This is a genomic window from Bacillus sp. TL12 (assembly GCF_022625245.1).
Classification (GTDB): domain Bacteria; phylum Bacillota; class Bacilli; order Bacillales; family Bacillaceae_G; genus Bacillus_A.
The window spans coordinates 40212-58763 of record NZ_JAJJBY010000018.1; the positions used below are offsets into that span (position 1 = coordinate 40212).

The 18552-nt window shown below is 37.2% G+C and carries 13 protein-coding genes; 5 read left to right on the plus strand and 8 right to left on the minus strand.

What is annotated here, in order from left to right; all coding sequences use genetic code 11:
- Positions 1-208: 208 nt before the first annotated feature.
- Both LOK41_RS17030 and LOK41_RS17035 read left to right on the plus strand, forming a co-directional pair.
- A complete protein-coding gene (locus tag LOK41_RS17030) occupies positions 209-1471 on the plus strand; it encodes an ammonium transporter (RefSeq protein ID WP_241817536.1) in 1263 nt (420 codons plus the stop codon).
- 331 nt (positions 1472-1802) lie between these two features.
- Positions 1803-3101, plus strand: a complete 1299-nt coding sequence (locus LOK41_RS17035) for a cation:proton antiporter (protein WP_241817537.1) — start codon at positions 1803-1805, stop codon at positions 3099-3101.
- Between the two features lie 604 nt (positions 3102-3705).
- On the opposite strand, the gene LOK41_RS17040 is transcribed toward LOK41_RS17035, so the two are convergent.
- From LOK41_RS17040 to LOK41_RS17060, 5 genes are all read right to left on the minus strand, one after another.
- Positions 3706-4098: a nucleoside hydrolase gene (locus LOK41_RS17040; protein ID WP_241817538.1), complete on the minus strand. Its 393-nt coding sequence runs from the start codon at positions 4096-4098 to the stop codon at positions 3706-3708.
- A 75-nt stretch (positions 4099-4173) separates the two neighbouring features.
- Positions 4174-5634 (minus strand): flavin monoamine oxidase family protein, encoded by a 1461-nt coding sequence (locus tag LOK41_RS17045; RefSeq protein ID WP_241817539.1) that lies wholly within the window; start codon positions 5632-5634, stop codon positions 4174-4176.
- 390 nt (positions 5635-6024) lie between these two features.
- Positions 6025-7491 carry a catalase KatB gene (gene katB, locus LOK41_RS17050; protein WP_241817540.1) on the minus strand — a complete coding sequence of 489 codons (1467 nt, stop codon included), beginning with the start codon at positions 7489-7491 and terminating at the stop codon, positions 6025-6027.
- Between the two features lie 57 nt (positions 7492-7548).
- A complete protein-coding gene (gene hemH / locus LOK41_RS17055; RefSeq protein WP_241817541.1) occupies positions 7549-8508 on the minus strand; it encodes a ferrochelatase in 960 nt (319 codons plus the stop codon).
- 323 nt (positions 8509-8831) lie between these two features.
- Positions 8832-9125, minus strand: a complete 294-nt coding sequence (locus LOK41_RS17060; RefSeq protein ID WP_241817542.1) for an RNA polymerase alpha subunit C-terminal domain-containing protein — start codon at positions 9123-9125, stop codon at positions 8832-8834.
- A gap of 717 nt (positions 9126-9842) precedes the next feature.
- Between LOK41_RS17060 and LOK41_RS17065 the strand changes: the two genes are divergently transcribed.
- On the plus strand, positions 9843-10640 hold the full coding sequence (locus tag LOK41_RS17065) for a LysM peptidoglycan-binding domain-containing protein (protein ID WP_241817543.1): 798 nt from the start codon (positions 9843-9845) through the stop codon (positions 10638-10640).
- A 136-nt stretch (positions 10641-10776) separates the two neighbouring features.
- On the opposite strand, the gene LOK41_RS17070 is transcribed toward LOK41_RS17065, so the two are convergent.
- Positions 10777-11787 (minus strand): glucan-binding protein, encoded by a 1011-nt coding sequence (locus LOK41_RS17070; RefSeq protein ID WP_241817544.1) that lies wholly within the window; start codon positions 11785-11787, stop codon positions 10777-10779.
- A 574-nt stretch (positions 11788-12361) separates the two neighbouring features.
- Between LOK41_RS17070 and LOK41_RS17075 the strand changes: the two genes are divergently transcribed.
- The gene (locus LOK41_RS17075; protein WP_241817545.1) at positions 12362-14923 is read left to right on the plus strand and encodes an Ig-like domain-containing protein; all 2562 of its coding nucleotides are present in this window, start codon (positions 12362-12364) and stop codon (positions 14921-14923) included.
- Positions 14924-15093: 170 nt separating this feature from the next.
- Here LOK41_RS17075 and asnB read toward each other — a convergent pair whose 3' ends face one another.
- The gene (asnB, locus tag LOK41_RS17080; RefSeq protein ID WP_241817546.1) at positions 15094-16947 is read right to left on the minus strand and encodes an asparagine synthase (glutamine-hydrolyzing); all 1854 of its coding nucleotides are present in this window, start codon (positions 16945-16947) and stop codon (positions 15094-15096) included.
- Positions 16948-17219: 272 nt separating this feature from the next.
- On the opposite strand from asnB, the gene LOK41_RS17085 reads away from it, so the two are divergent.
- Positions 17220-17774, plus strand: coding sequence for a DUF2777 domain-containing protein (locus LOK41_RS17085; RefSeq protein ID WP_241817547.1), 555 nt, complete (start codon positions 17220-17222; stop codon positions 17772-17774).
- A 270-nt stretch (positions 17775-18044) separates the two neighbouring features.
- Here LOK41_RS17085 and LOK41_RS17090 read toward each other — a convergent pair whose 3' ends face one another.
- On the minus strand, positions 18045-18410 hold the full coding sequence (locus tag LOK41_RS17090; RefSeq protein ID WP_174102852.1) for a YisL family protein: 366 nt from the start codon (positions 18408-18410) through the stop codon (positions 18045-18047).
- Positions 18411-18552 lie beyond the last annotated feature (142 nt).

Here is an 18552-nt window from a genome sequence, read left to right on the forward strand (position 1 = left end):
CACAGAACATCCCCCAAATCCTTTCCAATTGTAAGAATAGTATATCAATTTTCCTGACAAACCGCACTGACACAAATCATATGTCAGATCTCCTTACATATAATTTAAAATTTTCAGAAAAATGTGTTGATTTTTTATTAATTATTGAATATGATATGAAACATAACATTAAATGTAATATTTTATAACATTACAGGAGGGGAAAAGAATGAATATGGGAGATACTGTGTTTTTATTTTTAGCGACGGTAATGGTTATGATTATGACACCAGGTTTGGCCCTTTTTTATGGCGGGATGGTTCGTAGTAAAAATGTACTGAGTACAACAATGCATAGCTATAGCGCGATGGCGATTGTTTCTATTCAATGGGTGTTTATCGGCTATTCTTTATCATTTGGACCAGATTGGAACGGCATCATTGGTACATTAGATTGGTTCAGCTTACAAAATGTAACTTTCACACCAAACCCAGACTACTCCGCTACTATTCCACACAATTTATTTATGATGTTTCAACTTATGTTTGCAATCTTAACTCCAGCATTAATTTCAGGAGCTTTCGCTGAACGAATGCGATTTTCCGCTTTTCTTATTTTCATTCTTCTATGGACGACAATTGTTTATAACCCAGTTGCTCACTGGGTATGGGGCGTTGGCGGATGGCTTCGCGAACTTGGAGCATTAGATTTCGCCGGTGGCAACGTTGTTCATATCACATCTGGCGTTGCCGGGCTTGTGCTAGCGATTTTTCTCGGTAAACGAAAAGACGTAAACGGCTCTTCCCCTCACCATCTACCCTTTACACTTCTAGGCGCCGGCTTATTATGGTTCGGATGGTTCGGATTTAACGTCGGTAGCGCTCTTACACTAAACGACGTAGCAATGACTGCATTCATTAATACGAATACCGCAGCGGCAGCTTCTGCTTTAACATGGATCTTAGCAGAGTGGTTCTTCCAATCAAAACCGACTGTAATGGGAGCAGCTTGCGGTGCAGTATCAGGTCTCGTCGCGATTACACCAGCTTGCGGGTTTGTCACTCCTTTCTCCGCTCTGTTAATCGGGGCAATCGGAGGCGTTCTTTGCTTCGGAGCTGTCTTCTTTTTAAAACACAAACTCGGATACGATGACGCACTTGACGCGTTCGGTTGTCACGGCATCGGCGGAACATGGGGCGGCATTGCAACCGGACTGTTTGCAACAACTTCGGTAAATAGCGGCGGCGCTGACGGATTATTTTACGGAAATGCCGCACTCCTTTGGAAGCAACTTGTCGCAATTGGAGCGACATACGCTTTTACAATCGTAATGACGTACGCCATTATTAAAGCTATCAACTTCTTCCTTCCTGTTCGCGCGCACGAGCATGAGGAAGAAATGGGGCTTGATATTTCGATGCATGGGGAGAAGGCTTATGAGTATAGCGAGAAATCGTTGGGCGAAGTGGTAATGCAGAAAGAGGCTAAGTGATATATTTTATAAGTATACAGCTTGTATTATAGAAAAAGGTTTATCTCTCTTTTTTGACGAGATAAACCTTTTTACTTGCTGTTTAAAATGATACGTTATGTAAACATGACAGGAATACGAGATACCTATCCCTAACTCAGAAAAGGGCGTTCTTTTAGCTACAGTTAGATTAGCAATTGATACTATGACAGACAAGGTTTGGTTGATTGGTACAGTAGGATGAAAAGCAAGTAATGGACTTTATATTATTTTATCAAATTGTGCTCATACCTTTACACACTTCAACCTATTTACATAATATATATATATATTCATAGAAAGGAGGATATCTTTGTTTAGTATACAGAGTGTAGATGTCGCTCATTTTTTATTTGCCATGGGCTGCCTATTAGCTTTAGCTCACCTATTGGGTTTTTTAGCAGAACGTTTGATGATCCCTCGAGTTATCGGTGAAATATTGGCAGGTCTTGTTCTTGGACCAACGTTGTTAGGCTATTTTTTCCCTGACACTTTCCAATGGATGTTTTTAGGTTTCGATGGAGAAGGTAAGTTATTCGGAATTCTTTATCAAATTGGCTTACTTATGCTCATGTTTAGTTCAGGGTTAAAATTCCAGGCAAAATTTAATAAAGAAGATTTAAAAATTACTTCTGCATTAGTTGTAGGGGCAACCATTCCAGCATTTATTGTAGGTTGGTTTGCTGCTGATCTATTAAATGTTACTTCCTATATAGGAAGCGCAAACAGCCCGCTGGCAATCAAGATCGTTATAGCTATATCTATCGCGGTCACATCCATACCCGTTATATCAAAAATATTTAACGACTTAGGAATCATGCGCACTAGATTTGCCAAAATAGTGCTTGCATGTGCTGGTATACACGATATTATTCTATGGGTGGCTTTAGGATATGCAACAGCAATAGCAAGCCAAGAAGGTATTATTACATTTAGTTTGGGACTCAAAACGACATTAATAAACCTTAGCTTTATTGGCGGAGTACTTTTAACTGCACACTTTTTATTTAATCGCTTAACATTTTTTAAAAAGAATTTCCTTTTTAAAGCATCACATCTTGGATATTTCCTATTCACCATGTTCATGTTAGCATCCCTTGCAGGGTACCTACATGTAGAGAGCATTTTTGGAGCTCTTCTCGCTGGAATTATGATTAAACTGTCCATACCAACAGATGAAGTGGATAAAGTTGAATATATTGTTTCAAAAGTCGGCTTTTCTTGGTTTATTCCACTATATTTCGCGATTGTTGGGCTACAATTAGATCTTATTAAACACTTTAATCCATTTTATTTCCTCGGTTTTCTGTTATTTGCTTGTTTCGTACAAACTCTATCTGTTTATCTAACATCAAGGATGATCAAGCAGGATCCTTTAACTAGTCTCAATCTTGCAATAGCCATCAATGACCGTGGAGGTCCAGGAATTGTCCTCGCTTCTATTGCATATTCAACAGGGATTATTAATCAGGAGTTTTTTGCCGTACTCGTTATGTTAGCATTAATGACCTCATTCTTGCCTGGTGTTTGGTTCCGTATCGTTCTAAAAAAGAAATGGAGACTAATGCCAGGAGATGAGAATGTAGTTCCAGATCGAAATAAAGATGATTAATAATAAAGTGAAACTTTAATCAGTGGGGGTTTTCTTCATCCCCCACTGATTATTAGTTGAACCAATCGGGCTTTTACGGGCAGTTGATCCCCACCTACCTTCCTCGTTTCTCTCTGAATCTTGAGGTGGGGGTCTTACTGCCCGTTAATGCGGGATAAATCCTTTTAGAATAATTGCTAAAATTGTGAAAGGACCTTGATTTCCGAAATTTATCAACTAATATAGGGGTGTTATAACAACGAGTGGTTCTATAATTAATCGGATTGATGATCCAGAAAAGTAGATAACCTGAGGAGGAAGGTAACTTCTGGACTTAATTCTACTTTTCTTGATAATAATCACGTTATTTAGTTACATCGATTGTAAGATATACAACAATGATGTAGAGCTACATGGCTATCGATACGCTCGGTTCCGGGGGCTGAAGTCTGTCCAAATGTAGGCTTATCTCACTGCAGCCTGCCAAAACATGAAAACTTCAATTCTTTCATATGAAAGAATTGTTTTTGTTTTCATACGGTAAAACTGTATTAGCAATATAAAAATAGCTACCTTGCACCACATCCGTATTATGTTTAGTTTTTATTTTAAAATTGTTCTTTTGTCATTTCATTATAGTCATAAATTCTTTAAAAAACTTATTATAGTCAAAATTTAAAACAACACGCTGCCTTGGACGGCCACCTAAATTTTCAGTAGTAAAGAAGTTTCGAAAATCTCCGATACTTTGCCCACGGGCTGTACCATTTTCAGCGATTAAAATTTCGGGTTCATAATAGGCAAACATATCATCATACATAATTCCCATTAATGGCAGAATGTCATGAACTGGACTTCCTTGAATATTTGGCACCCGTTTCTTGTAAAAATCATAATAATAGTCTAGCAAAGGGTTCACTAAATCTGTTTTTCCAATTTCGTCGGCTAAATATGTAAATATAAGTGCTACAGCATCATCAATTCCTATGTCACCAAAGAATAGAACCTTCTTCCCCATTTATTCACCTCTTTAGGTTTTTGCACTTATTTCTTTACCACTTACAAAAACTTTTTCAACTACCGATGATCCAAGTTATGGTACGTTCGGCAAGTTATTTACTTCATACGCAACCCGTATTCCTGATTCAATTGCTCCTTGCATCCACCCATGGGTAAGCGTCGTATGTTCACCAGCAAAATGCACTTTTCCTTCAGATGTAGGGATATACGGGTATAATTCTAATTCCTGTCCCGGTTCGAAAGCCGTGAAAGCTCCACAAGAATAAGGGTTTTTCCCCCAACTAAAGGAAGCACCTGATACGAATTCAAAGTAAACTTGATTTCCGTAAATTTCTGCTAAATCCATCAAGGCGTATCGAATTCGCTCTTTTTCAGATAAGCTGTCCCACGTTAAAGCTTCATCTGCCCATGTATAACTTGCCAAAATCACCGCATTCCCTCTTGTACCAATCCCATAGCTTGGATAGTAGGTAAACCGAATCGGTAGTTCCGTTATAGATTTACCACCATATTGACCTTTCCTTTCCCAAAACCTGCTTTTAAACTCGATTGCGATTTTTGTTGAGGCCATATAGTTGACTTCGCGAATTGCTTTTCGCTTATTATAAGAAAAAGAATCATACGGTTCGACTTTCACAAATCGCAAAGCTGAAAAAGGGATCGTTATTATGGCAAGATCACCAGTTATTGCGGAATACTCTGAGGTTTGTTGATGAATAGAATGGATGGTTACACTGTTTTTTTCCTGAACGATTTTTGTCATTTTTTGATGGAATAGTATATTTTCTTTTAATTGCGGTAGAAATGCCCGAGGTAATTGATCCATGCCGCCCGTTATCTCATAAAAATGAGTTGTTGATGTGAAAAATATGGCTTCCCTTAAAACTTCAATAAAGGACATCCCCATGTATGCTTCCATATCAAGAAGTACACCAATCATGTCAATTGCACCATCTGAAAAATAGGAGTTTAAGATAAAACCTAACGAATATTTTCTATATCGCTTTTCCAGAAGAGGCCAATTTTTCTCCGGGTCTTGTTTAATAAAATCGAGAATAGGTTGTATGACAAAAAGCAACAGTTCCTCAGCTGTTTTCCCTCTTTCATTAGGAAAAACTGGATATTTCAAAATACTTGGATTACGTTCAAACATGTTGAGACGTGTTTGAACACCATTTGCGTAAATAATATCCAGTGGAGTTCGATTAATAAATAAATTTATCGGCAACCTGAACTTTTTAATATACTCTAAGGTTAAAGAATGTGTATTAGGAATTCGCATCGGTCCTGCGTTGAAGTATAAACCATTACTAAAGGGAGAGCGCAAAGTATGAACACGTCCCCCTATCCTATCATTCGCTTCAAGAATTGTGACTGTATGCCCCGTTCCTTTTAATAAGGAGGCCGCAACAAGTCCAGCCATTCCCGCACCAACAACAATAATATGTTTAGGAGATTGCGAGTTTCCAAGACCATTTCTAATCATACTAATCATTTGCTCAGTGGTTAATTGATTGTTCCTATTCTCAGGCATCTCTTCTCTCCTCTGCAAAAGTATTCCTTGCATTATATTCCTTCGCAGGGATGCCTATGTGTTTTTTACATTAATGTATATAATTACCTTTCCAATCAATATTCCAATTAAAATCAAGAAAGTAAAAAGTATAAAAAAGAAATAAAGCTCTTATAGATATTTTAAAATACAAAGCGCCTGAAAATCAGTTGTCGTTTTTATTCATTATATTCGTAGACATACCTATATGAATCACCGCTACAAGATGAGCTACTCTCGTTTTCTCACTTTATTTTAACTTGGCATAGAACAGAAAAAGAATCTGACCGCTTCTATGCCCGTCAGATCCTCTCTCCCGCCTAAAAAGTATGTTTTATATTTTTTTGTTCCACTTGAGAATGAAGAATGTTATTACTTCGCAGGTTTTCCTACATACGCCGAAATATCAACATTTAATGCTTTCGCTAAACGCATACCGTACTCCTGATCCGCACGGAAGAAGTTGCAAATTGCAAGTAATTTTGTTTGCTCATGCACATCTTTTAAGTCGTTTGTTAAGTTTGCGATTAAGTTGTCTTGTTCTTCTTTAGAGAATGAACGGTAACGCTCACCCGCTTGCTTGAAGTCGTTTGGTTTATCGATTTTTTCACGAGATACATAGCCTTCAAGCTTCATAGTTGAATCACGGTATGCTGGATCTTCAACTGGGTTTTCCGCATGACGACTTGGTTCGTAGTTAATCGTTGATGGTTGTTGATTCATTTGCATTGCACCATCGCGTTGTTGATTGCGAACAGCTGCATACGGGCAGTTTACTGGAATTTGTAAATAATTCGCCCCAAGACGGTAACGCTGTGTATCTGGGTAAGAGAATAAGCGTCCTTGTAATAATTTATCTTCAGACGGTTCAATGCCAGGTACAGTTGCACTCGGAGTAAACGCCACTTGTTCTACTTCTGCAAAGAAGTTTTGCGGATTACGATTCAGTGTCATTGTTCCGACTTCCATTAATGGGAAGTGATCTTCTGACCATACTTTCGTTGGATCTAATGGATCGAAGTCTAAAGAATCCATTTCATCCAGTTGCATCACTTGTACGTGAAGATCCCATTTTGGATAATTCCCTTTTTCAATCGCATCAAATAAATCACGAGTTGCATGGTTGAAGTCTTTTCCTTGTACTTGTTCTACTTCTTTTGCACTTAAGTTACGAACACCTTGTTGTGGTTTCCAATGATATTTAATATAAACAATTTTTCCTTCTGCATTAATCCATTTAAATGAATGCACTCCGAAACCTTCCATTTGGCGGTAGTTTGCTGGAGTTCCATAATCAGAGAATACCCACGTCATCATATGTGTAGACTCTGGAGACAATGTCATGAAGTCCCAGTAACGATCTGGCGTTTGAATATTTGTATCTGGTGCTGGTTTTAAAGAATGCACCATGTCGGGGAATTTAATTGCATCACGAATGAAGAAAACAGGTAAATGGTTACCAACAATATCATAGTTTCCTTCTTCTGTATAAAACTTCACAGCGAATCCGCGTGGATCACGAGCTGTTTCTGGAGAGCCTTGCCCATGAATAACCGTTGAGAAACGAACGAATACAGGTGTTTCTGTTCCCGCGTTTTGTAAAAATGCTGCTTTTGTATATTGCTTCATACTATTTTTCGTTACGAAAACACCGTGAGCACCCGCACCACGCGCATGTACGACACGCTCAGGAATACGTTCACGATCAAAATGAGCAAGCTTTTCTACTAAATGATAATCCTCTAATAATACCGGCCCACGGCGACCAGCTGTACGAGAATTTTGGTTGTCCCCTACTGGAGCACCTTGGTTTGTTGTTAAGCGATTATTTGGATTCATCAGGGGGAACCTCCTATTATTTTATAATAATAATTACTTGTTTAAAATTATTATAAATTAATTATTATTTAAAATTACTTTTTTGTCAATTATTTCATTCGCTTTTTTGGAAACAATTTCTACTAAGCAATCAATAAATGAATCTTGCGCATTTGGCATAGCTGGTCTGAAATAGGATGCACCTAATTCATCTGTTACCACTTTACATTCATAATCATTGTCATATAACACTTCTAAATGTTCCGCCACAAAACCGACTGGACAATACACAAAGGATTCATAACCATGCTTTTCATATAAATCTTTCGTTATATCTTGCACATCTGGCTCAATCCATGGCTCTGGTGTATTACCTGCACTTTGCCAGCCAATTGTATAATGCTGGGTACCTGCTGCTTCAGCAATTAAATCTGCTGTATGCTGCAGTTGCTTCACATATGGGTCTCCCGCCACAATAATTTTTTCTGGTAAACTATGCGCTGAAAAAATGACAACAGCTTTCTCCCTATCTGAAATTCTAGTAAATGTTTCTTTCACTTCGTTTGCCCAATAAGCAATAAATTTCGGTTCGTCGTACCACTGTTCAATTGGTTCTATAGCTGGACCATTTATACTTTCAGAAATTTTCCGAGCGCGCTCGTTGTACGCTTTAATACTAAACGTTGAATAATGCGGTGCTAACACAATACTAATTGCTTCCTCAATACCGTCTTGTTTCATTTCTTCTACTGCATCTTCAATAAAAGGTGCAACATGCTTCAAACCTAAATAACTAACAAATTCATATTCTGAAAAACGTCTATTCAGTTCAACCGTTAATTTGTTGGCTTGCTCCTTTGTAATCTTCGCTAGCGGTGAAATACCACCAATCGCTTTATAGCGCCTCACCAAATCATCAAGCGCTTCTTGAGATGGCTTTCGCCCGTGACGTATATGCGTATAATATGCTTCCACATCTTCTAATGACTCCGGGGTCCCATACGCCATCACAAGTAAACCTATTTTCTTCTTATTCATCTATATTCACCTCAATATCGGAAATGAGAATCTTTTTCAAAAACATTTGTTTCCAGTATAACAATTGATAATGAGTACGTCAAAATAATAATTATAAATAAGTATTGTTTATAATATGATTTTGAATTTCATTTGATAATTTATTTAATATCTTTCGTCATATTCTGGTTTACTTCGATCTATATAAAACGAATATGATATAGGAGTGCTATCGGTGCATACTACTCATACAAAAACGCCTGGATTTAACTAAATCCAGGCGTTTTACTCATATGTCTTATTTCACTATCATACATTTCCGTAAGTATAATCGTTCTTGATATTTAATTTTTGAATGATAACCCACTCTCCTGCAAAGCAGTTCTCAGTTTAGGTAAAGATGCTGGTCCCATACCATGAAATTGCAAAATCTCCTTCTCACTATATGTTGATAGTTGTTGCAAAGAAGTGATTCCATTGTGTTCCAACGCTCGTCTTTCCGGTGCTGATAGTAAGGAAAGAAATCCATGATCAGGTTTGCGTTCTTGCTCACAAGTCGGACAAATTGGACAATCGCTACTTTTATAATATTTGTGTCCTTTATCGCAAACCCTTAAATTTTTTTCTGAAATTGCCATGTTAAAATGCCTCCTTTCTTCCGAAAAATTTTTTTACCTTTCAACATCCTACTAACTATCAAGAATTGATTTATTCAACTTTTCCAAGTTTGCTATTTATACTTTGATGTGCGTTTCACTATCCCCTTATCGCACCATTTCTATTTGATTTTAACATAAAGTGAAACTTTAATCAGTGGGGGTTTTCCTCCCCCTTCACTAATTATTAACCCTCACCAATCGAGCTTTTACGGACAGTTGATCCCACCTCTACATAATCTTGAGGTGAAGGATTCTACTATTTATGATCTAATAAAAACAGTTCCTCTCGTTCAACAAAAGAATACAACAATATAAAAGTCCGGTAGCGCCCTTATACAAGACGACCAATCGTCAAAGCAGCGGATTGATGAATAGAGACACCAAGTTTCCGCATATATCGCATCTTCCCTTAGGCGCAGATACGATATCTCATGGTGTAAGACTTACTAAGTTTAATATTATAAAATCAAAATAAAATGAATGGAAGATGTATAAAGATAATTAGTGGTATATAATTCCATTGCAATATTCGACTTCAAGTATATCGTTTAAATATTGATATACAATTAATGACGATACTCTTTCAATTTGTTAGTATATAAATGACTTAACCATAAATTAGAAATAATTATACTAATTTATGAATTTATATTCAAAACGAATATATCTCAACGATTTTCAGGAGGTTTTTTTCAAATGAAGTTACATAAGATGAAACATTTGCTGCCTATATCCGCTGCAACAATTACACTCGTATCTAATCAAGGAGTGGCCGATGCCGCAACGATTCATACTGTTAAAAAGAATGACACTCTCTGGGATCTCAGCATCCACTATGGAGTTTCAGTTCAGGCAATGAAACAAACGAATCATAAGGCGAATAATCGAATTTATATTGGAGAACAGCTAACCATTCCAGTCTCGCCTTCATCAAGCGAATCTACACCGCAAAAAGATGTAGCAGCTTCCAATCATTCAGCTCAAGCTGTTTATCAAGTTCAACGGGGAGATACATTAGGAGCTATCGCAAAACGATACAATGTATCCATACAAGCAATTAAACAAGCCAACCATACAAACGGTGACCGAATTTATGTAGGTCAACACTTAATTATTACAACAGGCATTTCAGAACAAGAAATGGACTTAATGGCTCGTTTGGTTACTGCCGAGGCTGGAGGAGAGCCTTACGCTGGGAAAGTTGCAGTGGCAAAAGTTATATTAAATCGCGTTAATTCAACAGAATTTCCAAATACAATTACCGATGTAATTTATGAACCTATTAAATATGGCTATGCCTTTACTCCAGTTACAGATGGAAGGATTAATCAACCGGCAACCCATGAAGCAAGAATGGCAGTAGAGGAAGCAATCTCTACGAAAGGAAGTAATTCTGATTGGCTTTATTTCTATAACCCAAAAACTTCTACTGACAAATGGATTACAACGCGCCAAACTATGGCAGTAATCGGGAATCATGTGTTTGCTAAATGAGGGCTTGGTTCATTAACTCTATTTATCCTCAGGCAAGTTTCTTTTCTATAAAAAAATTTATGATTTTATTCCTATAGATTCATAGAAAAAAGAAGACACTCTAACAAGTGTCTTCTTTCATATTAAAAAACTTTCATTACATCATAGCGCCACTATTATTAAATGTATACCATTTTCCTTCAATGAAATGTTTACCTTTTGCCATTGCACCGCTAGATTGTAAATAATACCATTTTCTATCTTTTTGTAACCAACCTGTTTTCATCGTTCCGTCTTCATTCATGTAATACCATGTACCCTCATCTTGCACCCAACCTGTTTGCATCACATCAGAAAAGTAATACCACTTTCCATTATGACTAAACCAACCTTGCTCATTTGCACCAGTTTCATCATCAAAGTAATACCATTCACCGTCTAGTTGTTTCCATCCTGTTACCATGGATCCATCTTCATTAAAGTACCAAATAGTACCACCTTCAGCTAATTTCCCTGTCCGCATAGCACCACTGTCATCAAAGAAGTATTGCTTTCCTCCTTCATCTAACCACCCTTCGTTCCACCCATTTACTGAGCTTTTCATTGTGCCATTCGCATTTAAGTAATACCATGCTCCATTTACTTTCGCCCAACCTATCGCCATAGAGCCATCTTCATTGTAGTAATACCATTCTCCTGTATAAGGACCTCTTTTAATTTCTAACCACCCTGTAATCATAGCTCCATCTTCATTAAAAGCGTACGTTTTTCCTCCTATAGTTTTGCGACTGTCGGCCATGGCACCATTTTCTTCAAAGTAATACCAAGAGCCATTGATTTTTTTCCAGCCCTTAGCCATAGCTCCATCTTCGTTAAAGTAATACCATTTTCCGCCAAAGGAACCTTGAAGTTTCTTCCATCCTATCTGCATAGCGCCATCTTCATTAAAGTAATATGTATTCCCTTGGATATTTTTCATATATTTAGCCATAGTTCCATCTTCATTATAGTAATACCAATCCCCTTTATCTCGAACCCAACCACTCTTTTCTTGAGCTTGCTCAACTTTATACGTATTATTTTGAGAAACTACATTTTCTTCTGCATGAGATACTGCAGGAACTACAAACATTGCAGACATTAAAACTGGCAAAATAGTTTTCTTCATTTTCCATATCCCCCAAATAATGAATAATTTTAGTTTTTATTTCCACAAACAGAATTATATTACGATGTTTTAATATAATCAACATATTTCTGTAACATTAATGTAATATTTTTTAATCAAAGGAAACAAAAAATACTTTCGTGTTACATTATTCGTTATAAAAGATAGACACAGAGCCAACATTCTTGCAATCTACCATTTCACAAATTGTTCAAATAAAGTGAAACTTCAATCAGTGGGGGTTTTCTCCATCCCCCACTGATTGTTAGTTGAACCAATCGGGCTTTTACGGGCTGTTTATCTCCCACCTAAACTTCTTCGCATTTTCTTAAGTTTTGAGGTGGGAGTATTACAGCCCGTTAATGCGGGATAAATCAATAATTTAATCATTGAAGGTTGTTCTCCGCAAATAGCAGGTCAATTTTATATTCTCAATAACTGTGGAACTTCACATCCTCTTAAAAAACTCTCAATATTCTAGTTATGATTCCTCAAAATTTGCACTTTACTATGTAACTTAGAAAAGCAAACGGATAACCGTTGAATTCTAACAAGCATATGAGGAGGAATTATAATGAAACAGCCTTTTATTAAAAAAGCAGCACTGATTTCTACCCTTACAATGAGTACAATCCTATCCACTACAATTCCATTTAACGTTTTAGCAGAAGCACCTAATCAAGCAATGCAAGCGCAGCAAGAACACCTTTCTGAGGAAATTCTGAAACTATCATTCGAAGGAAATCTAAATGATAGTTCTGCTTCCAATCATAGTATTTCATATAAAAATGGAAGCCCTTCTTTTACAGATGGACGTGTAAATAAAGCTCTCAATTTCAAATCAACGTCACAGAAAAATGCTTCATATATCGACTTAGGGGATACACCACAATTAAAGTTTGGAGAAAACACAAATTTCACAGTATCCTTTTGGGTGAAATCTTCAGGCGTAAACGCTGATCCTGCTATTATTTCAAATAAAGATTGGCAAAGCGGTGGGAATTTAGGCTGGTTTATCGGTTTAAAAGATAAAGCTCTCCTTTGGAATTTCAAAACATCCGGTAGCTCCCGTCTTGATGCCTCTATTCCAAATGTTGCTAACAACGCTTGGCATCATATCGTAATTTCTCATGACCGTAATGGATATGCAGTGATTTATAAAGATGGAAAGTTAGAAAAACAAATTGATATTAGTAAAATGAAAGGCACAATCGATACGAATTACACAACAAAAATCGGTGTAGATGGCAAAGGAACTTTATTTGGCAACAATTTTAACGCGGCATTAGATGAAGTATCGATTCTAAAAAAAGCAGTAACGGCTGAAGATGTTCAAAAGATGTACCAATCTGCTCCTCCTATCTCTGTTACTGATATTGCAATTGACCAACCAACTGTGCATTTAAACGTTGATGGTTTCACATATGTAAAAGCCGACATCAAACCGTCAGATGCTACAAATAAAAATGTAACTTGGACAAGCAGTAATAAAGACATCGCAGACGTTGAAACGATAGATGGAAAAGTAAAAGTAATGGGGAAAAACATAGGAAAAACAACCATTCAAGCTATTTCTAAAGATGGAGAAAAAGTCGCGAACGCAGAACTAACTGTTACAAATTCTTTAGATGTAACGCGGGATGGTTTGCTCGAACAAAGTGATGTAAACTTTGTAAAACAATACATCGGATCTGATGAAAATAGTGAAAACTGGAATGAAGTCAAGCACGCTGATTTAAATGGAGACGGAAAAATTGACGAGAATGACATACTTTCTCTTGAGGAACGACTAAAACAATCTACAAATTATCCGTACAAACATGTCTTTATTATCGGATTAGATGGAGCTGGTATTGCTGTCAAAGATGCAAATGCTCCTAACATTAAAAATTTTATCGAAAGCGGCGCAAGTACTTATAACGCTAAAGCTCTTTCGCCAACAATTAGCGCTCAAAACTGGGGCGGAATCTTACATGGTGTAACACCTGATAAAACAAATATCAATAATACAACCGCAGGGTCCCAAGCGTATCCTGAAAACTCACCTTATCCATCATTTATGAAAGTACTAAAACAAGAACGACCATATGCAAAAACAGCTTCATTCTCTGCATGGAGTCCAATTAATATAGGGATTATCGAACAATCCGTAGGTGCTCACTTGGAGTCTGTTCGAGATGATCAGTTAGCACCAAAAATCGCAAATTATATTAAAACGGACGGAAAAGATACGGAAGTCACATTCATTCACTTTGATGATATTGATGGTGCTGGTCATTCTCAAGGTTACAGCAGCCCAGCATATATGAAACAAATTGAAAAAACAGATAAAAATGTAGGTATTGTATTGGATGCAATTCGTGACGCTGCTTTACTAGAAGATAGCCTTATTATTATGACAACCGATCACGGCGGGAAAGGTTATGGTCACGGAGGAGAATCTCCTGAAGAAAAGACAATTTTCTGGGCGGCTAACGGTCCTGGCATTCCAGCAAAAACAACCATTACTGCTCCAATGACAAATATGGATACAGCAGCGATTGTAACGCAAGCACTACGCTCAAACAAACCAGCAACCTGGGATGCAAAAACACCTAAGAACGTATTAGAAACATTCCCGACTAGCCTAAAGCTTAGCAAGTCCGAACATTCCTTAAAAGAGGGAGAATCGTTTGAAATCACTGCAAAGATTAATCCTAATGTTACAAATAAAAAATTAACTTGGAAAAGTGATGATCCAACTACCGCAACAATAAAAGCAACGGATGACAAGGCAATTATCACTGCTGAAAAGGCTGGTATGACAACAATCACTGTAACAACTGCTACTGGTGAATATGTAGCAACATGTAAAGTAACTGTTACACCAAATCATGTGCCTGTTACAGGAATCACAGTGGCCGAACGATCTTTCCAACTTAAACAAGGAGATTCCAAACCTGTATCTGCTTCCGTTCTTCCTGAAAATGCATCAAATAGAAACATAACATGGAAAAGTAGTGACTCTAGTATCGTTGCACTTGAAAATCAAAATGGTGCAACTTATGTAAAAGCATTGAAACCAGGGCGTGTTGTTTTAACTGCAACGACGGAAGATGGGAAATATAATAAATATGTTTATATTCAAGTAAAATAGCAAAATCGGCTTACAGTCTCTGTAAGCCGATTTTCTAGGGTGTTAGTGTAAATTGGTGAATGAAATTTTATCAGCGTTTTTTAAAGATATCAACCAACCGACTAATAGCGACAAAGATGGAACTCTGTATAATCGCAAAAAGCGGCTCACAAATTGTAAGCCGCTTTTCCCTATTCTTTAATATTCACTCCATACTCCTTAAACCAAACGTGAATTTGAGCTAAATGTGCCAATAGTTGTGGTCCCGTCATTAACTGGCCAAACCATGGCGTTTGAAATGCACTTCCTCCTGATTGTATCAATCCTTGTAATTGCTGTTTATCAAATAACTCATGCAAAATGGAGTTTTTATCCGTTAGTAAATCCTTCAACCACACAGTTACCGCTTTTGTATAATGCGGATTATGTGTTTTCGGATACGGGCTTTTCTTTCGATATAATATATCGTTTGGCAAAACCCCTTCTAACGCCTTACGCAATAGACCTTTTTCGCGATTTTTATACATTTTCATTTCCCAAGGAATATTCCACGCATATTCGACAAGGCGATGATCTGCAAATGGAACACGGACTTCTAGACTCGCCCCCATACTCATCCGATCTTTTCTGTCTAATAATGTTGTCATAAACCAAACCATATTCAAATAAAACAGTTGCCGCCTTTTTGCTTCAATTGCACTTTCTCCTTCTAAAATTGGTACTTCCTGTATCGATTCTTCGTAGCGCTGCTGTACATATTCCCTTAAGTTTAATTTATTACGCCATTCTTTCTTCAAAAGTTGCTCGCGCGCCTCTGTAGAACGCATCCATGGAAATGCGCTTGATTGTAAATCATCTTCCCTGTAAAACCACGGATAACCGCCAAAGATTTCATCGGCACATTCGCCCGACAAACCAACAACAAAATCCTGTTTAATTTCTCGGCAAAACCATAATAATGAAGAATCGATATCTGCCATACCAGGTAAATCACGCACGAGTACCGCTTCTGTTAAATACGCTGCTAACTGTTCATTGGAAATCACACAGCGGTGATGAATCGTACCAAATGTTTCTGTCATTAAATCAATAAACGGCGCATCTGAATTTGGCTGAAATGCATTCGCTTTAAAATATTTTTCATTATCTTCATAATCAATCGAATACGTATGCAGCTTTCCTTTCCCTTCTCTTTCATATGCCTTTGCTGCAAATGCAGTAATGGCACTTGAATCTACCCCGCCTGACAAAAATGTACATAGCGGCACATCTGAAACCAATTGTCTTGTAATCGCATCCTTGAGTAGAAACTGCACTTGTTCTACTGTTTCTTCAAATGAATGTTCATGTTTTTTACTTTCAACATTCCAATATCTCCATATACATAATCCATCTTTTGAAAATGTAAGAGCGTGCCCCGGACGAAGTTCTTGCATTCCCCCATAAATACCATGCCCAGGCGTTCGAGACGGCCCTAATCCAAATACTTCTGATAGTCCTTCTGTCGTAACTTCTGTCTTGACATCCGGATGAGCTAAAATTGCTTTTAATTCTGAGGCAAACAATAATCTTCCATTATCATATTTGTAAAATAATGGTTTAACACCTAATCGATCCCGTGCAATAAACACTTGTTCTTTTTTCTCATCCCAAACTGCAAAAGCATATATCCCATTTAAATGGTCGACACATTCTTCTTTCCACTCTATATAAGATGCTAATAACACTTCTGTATCAGAATGCCCTTTAAACGTATAACCTCTTCTCAGCAATTCTTTACGAATATCTTCTGTATTGTAAAGCTCCCCATTATAGCAAATTGTGTAATTCTCTTCTTCTTTCATACACCTACATGTCATCGGCTGTTTTCCGCCCTCAGGGTCAACTACAATTAACCGTTTATGCCCGAAAGCAACATGCCTTTTTACCCAGACATTCGTATCATCTGGTCCCCTCTTCGCAAGTGTTTCCGCCATCTTCGTAACCGTCCCTCTTTCACCTTCTAACGACCGCTTATAATCAATCCAACCTGTAATCCCGCACATATAAATCATCCTTCCTATCCTATATCCGTATAACTTTACTCCGTTCAAAACCCAAATAGAACCAAAAAGGCCGAGATGAAACAACTACACGTAAATGCCTAATTGGTGAGGGCTAAAGATTCAGACGAAATTTCTCCGCCTGAATAAAAAATTCACTGTATGAAGCATGTTCTTATTCTATGCCCAACTTTCTTTATGGGTTCCATAGTTATAAAGAACGACTGAACTGTCCATAACAAGAATAAGTACTTTGATAAAAGGAGAAATCACGAATGAAACAACGCAAACATATTTTGTATAATCAACCACGTGCTCATACAATTGGGAATGTGGAATATATAAACAATGAGTGGATATTCTTTGATGATGAAAATGATGAAGCATTTTTGCTTGATGATATTATTGAAGATGGATTTGAAGTTTTATATAACAACAATTGGCTACCAGCAAGATTCTACGAACAAGATATATTACAAATTGCAGATGAACATCATCCGCTGCAAAATGGCGAATTGATACGAATTCGCAAAAAATTACTGCTTAGTTATCATGAATGGTTAGAAGAACTACCTGATTCTACATTTTCATTATTTGCAGAAACATTACAGTCATTCAATTATTCTTTATATGACTGTATCTATTGTCATAATTTCTTATCGTTTCAACCGAAAGATCAGCCTTGTGAAGGGGTAAATCTTCTATTATTTGATAACGAGGAAATGGTGTGCTCGTTGCAACATCATTATGTTCGTTTTTCTACTTGTAATAAAAATGTATTTCAGTTTATAAAAACAAATGGCGAAGAGCTACATATAGAATCGATATAAATATATTGAACTACCCCCACCTTCACTTCGGTTAGAGGAGAGGATCTTCTCGATTAAAATGATAAAAACCACCTTATAATCTCAAATACTTGAGGGTATAAGGTGGTTTCATTTTTTTATCCCGCATTAACGGGCAGTAATACTCCCACCTCAAAACTCGGCGAAAGCAAAGAAGGTAGGTGGGAGATAAACTGCCCGTAAAAGCCCGATTGGTTCAACTAATAATCAGTGGGGGATGAAAAAAAAACCACTGATTAAAGTTTCACTTTATTAAAATACTTTCCAGCCAATCGGTAATTTCAGTCCAAGGTAAAATACCGCTACAAGCGCGATAATAAATAGTCCCCAAACTGCCCCTGTTTTCTTGCTTTTGCTCATTTTCACAAGAATCATTTCCATTCCACCGATAACTAAAATGCCAGCTACCATTTTTAAGCCATACCACATGTGCATGCTACCTGTCGCTGTCTTCATAATACCTTGATACAACATGAAACCTGTCACAATAATGATAATATACATTAGGCGAAGCCCCATATGTACACCTTTACCTTTTCTTCCTGCTGAATAAAGAGAATACGCCACGAAGAATAAAATTAATCCTAACGCCCATGCTGTAATATGCATATGTACCATTGTATCCCAACCTCCTCTTTCCACACTTTTTCACTTTATATGATACCACGACCATTTCTTTTCAGGAAATGTTTCGCTTTTTCCAATTTAAATGATATAATATTTAGAGTATTTACAAACTTCTTGTAATAACAAAAGGGGG